General features: G+C 56.1%; 3 protein-coding genes, 1 tRNA gene and 1 pseudogene. 2 read left to right on the plus strand and 3 right to left on the minus strand.

Annotated elements, in window-relative coordinates; all coding sequences use genetic code 11:
- Positions 1-18: 18 nt before the first annotated feature.
- Together QOL67_RS21930 and QOL67_RS21935 are read left to right on the plus strand one after the other, a co-directional pair.
- Positions 19-95: transfer RNA gene (locus tag QOL67_RS21930), tRNA-Met, on the plus strand.
- 91 nt (positions 96-186) lie between these two features.
- Positions 187-513: a hypothetical protein gene (locus tag QOL67_RS21935; protein ID WP_283428126.1), complete on the plus strand. Its 327-nt coding sequence runs from the start codon at positions 187-189 to the stop codon at positions 511-513.
- 132 nt (positions 514-645) lie between these two features.
- Here QOL67_RS21935 and QOL67_RS22120 read toward each other — a convergent pair.
- The 3 genes and pseudogenes from QOL67_RS22120 to QOL67_RS21950 all read right to left on the minus strand — a co-directional run.
- Positions 646-1,704 (minus strand): annotated as a pseudogene (locus QOL67_RS22120) (recombinase family protein); the annotation flags it as partial.
- A 2-nt stretch (positions 1,705-1,706) separates the two neighbouring features.
- A complete protein-coding gene (locus tag QOL67_RS21945; protein WP_283428128.1) occupies positions 1,707-1,856 on the minus strand; it encodes a hypothetical protein in 150 nt (49 codons plus the stop codon).
- Between the two features lie 156 nt (positions 1,857-2,012).
- On the minus strand, positions 2,013-2,435 hold the full coding sequence (locus QOL67_RS21950; RefSeq protein WP_283428129.1) for a hypothetical protein: 423 nt from the start codon (positions 2,433-2,435) through the stop codon (positions 2,013-2,015).
- Positions 2,436-2,751 lie beyond the last annotated feature (316 nt).

Below are 2,751 nucleotides of genomic sequence, written 5' to 3' on the forward strand. Positions count from 1 at the left end.
TAGGCCAACATAAAGCGTCGCGGGATGGAGCAGCCCGGTAGCTCGTCAGGCTCATAACCTGAAGGTCGTAGGTTCAAATCCTACTCCCGCAACCACAGAAAATTGACTCCCGAGCAGGCCTACAGCCTCTGGGAGTTTTTCTTTTTGAAAACCCCCGTAAGCCCCTAATATACCGACGCAATCGCCATGCAGCGTGATCGTGTATCCGTCTTGAGCTTCAGGATCGGGCAACAGAGCAATGGCCTTGATCATGTCTGCCAGAGCCTCATGGGCGCGCTGAACGACATTAGGGTCTCGCAGAGTGTCCTCCAGAGCCCGCACCAGTGCGCCATAGGCCGCAGGCAGGTCAGGCATCACAAAGGGCTCCTTCTTGTTGTGCTGGAGGGCGTCGAGATCGGCGATCAGAGCCATACGCTCGGCTTGGCGTTGTTCAAGTCGTTCCATCAAGAGGGCAGAGTGACCTGCACCGTCTTCGATTTGGTCCAGCATGCGGCTGATCTTGACATCTATTGATGCCATCGCCTTTTCCAGTGCCCTCTGATTGCCGCCTGCTGACTGTTGCTCTGCGGTGAGCGCCTTGCTGACTTGCGAGACAAAATCCTGCAGGTTCTCCGGCGCCAGAAGTTTGTCCTTCAGGCTTGCGAGCACACGGCCCTCGACTTTCTGTCGCGTAATTGTGGTTGCGTTGTCACAAGTGCCTGTGCGCTTGCGATTGGAGCAGCCGTAGCGGTCTTTGCCTTGGATCGCCATGTTGCCGCCGCAGCTCCCGCACTTCAGCAGCCCTGAGAGCAGAAATACCTTTCTGTGTGATCGATTGAGAGCCAGTCCTGTCTCCGGGTCTGTGGCCATCTCTCGGGAGATGGACTGCAAGCGACCAGAAACCGCGTTCCAGAGGTCCTGCGGAACAATCCGCAGGTCAGGTGCATCGACAGTGAGCGGGTTGTCCCCAGCAACTGACGTGCGCTTCCCTGTCTTCGGATCCTTGCGAAACTGCATCTGACCGTAAACGATCTGACCTATGTAGGCGCGGTTGCGCAGAATGCCGGTTTGCCGCTTTGCGTTGCCGCGAATGGTAGACGATTGCCAGAGGCCACCGGACGGGCCAGAGATGCCCTCGGCGTTTAAGGCAGCCGCAATCTTTGCTGGTGCCAACCCGTTTGCGAAATCCTCAAAGATACGACGGACGACGTCCGCCTTCTCTTCATTGATGACGCGGTTCTGGTCCGTGCCAGGTGAAACATCGTAGCCATATGCCATGCCAGCTGCCACACGACCGCGATGTGTGGAGCCGACCTGACCGCGTTTGGTTTTTGCGCCGAGATCCTTAGAGAATTGTTCGGCTACGACGCCTAGAATTGCCGCATGAAACTGTGTGATCTCGCCGACATTGACGGCGTAGAGCTGTTGGCCCTGGAACGCGAGTTGATCGCGAAGGTCGGTGATATCCGCCGTTCGGCGACTAAGGCGGTCGATAGACTCTGCGAGAACGATGTTGAACGCGCCATTTTTGGAGTCGCGTAACATGCGCTGATAGTCAGGACGTGCTGCTGACTGCCCGGAAATCTCCTTGTCGCGGTAGATTGCAGTGACTTCCCAGCCTTGGCTGTCCGCATAGGCGCAACAGAGGCGGATCTGGTCCTCGATTGAACTGACGTCCTGAAGGACAGACGAGTAGCGCGCGTAGAGTGCGACAAGTAGGGCCATATTTATTGCTCCTGTTTGGGGCGAGGTGCGTGGTTGTCGTTTGCGGCTGTAAGCGTCGCAATGTAGCGCTCTGCCAGAAGTCCAACGAGAACTTCTACGGATGTATTGGGGCGTGCAGACTGTGGTGTGGTATCGGCGATGGGCTTGGTCATCAAAGTGATCCTCGTGGGTTTGGGACAGGTGTCCCGGCGTCGTTGTTGAAGAAGATGCACCGTTTCGAAATCCGCCAAGCCGGTTTGATTAAAAAATGCGTAGGCCTGACAGTTTGCTCGTCAGGCCATTGTTTTTGCTGAAAAGAATGTTGCGAATTAGTCGCGCATTCCGCGATGCCAGCCCACGTCCCGCTCCGCCGCGAGCAAATCGCGCACCCGATTTGAGAGGTGCAGAGCTTGGTTCAGATCGTGAGTAATTTGTCCGGCGTCGGCGCCTGGCTCAGCCTCAAAACAGCCGTGAGACATGTGCGCAATCACTGCGCTGGCCGCATCACAAAACCGGTCATTGAGCAGTCTGCGTTTGGCGACGCTGTTGGTCAGTTCAGCGACCTCCGCAAGTAGCGCGCGGTTGGTGGGGTTCTGCCAGTGCTTCATAGCACAGAGCGCGCGTCGGGCAGCTGCGAGGCCGTCTGCAGTCATGTCTTCCAACCGATCGAAATCGCTCTGCGACTGGTCCGGTAGGTAAAGCGCAACGCGGTGGTTGTTTTGTGTTGGAATGTTGGTCGGTATGGGGAGCATCTTATCTCTTTCTTCTGTTCAGCCAGCACCGTGCTGACCGCAAAAAAAAGGTCAGCAGGGTGATGGTCGGGCAGAAGGGGAGCCACATAGCGGATGGTGTTTGGCGTGAGGTTCGCTCAGCAAAAAACTGGCGGCGGAGCAAGGGCTACGTAGCGCGAAATAACGGAGATCCCACTGGTGCAGAGAAAACCAGAAAATAGAGAGAGGGAACCGAAAGGGCGTATTGTGTTGAAAAACTCTTCTTGATTTGAGGGTCCTTCACTGATTCAATTTGCTTGTGAATGCAGGGGGATTGACGGTGTTGGGACCTAAGCAA

The sequence above is a fragment of the Shimia sagamensis genome, assembly GCF_900182745.1.
In the GTDB taxonomy this organism is placed as follows: domain Bacteria; phylum Pseudomonadota; class Alphaproteobacteria; order Rhodobacterales; family Rhodobacteraceae; genus Shimia; species Shimia sagamensis.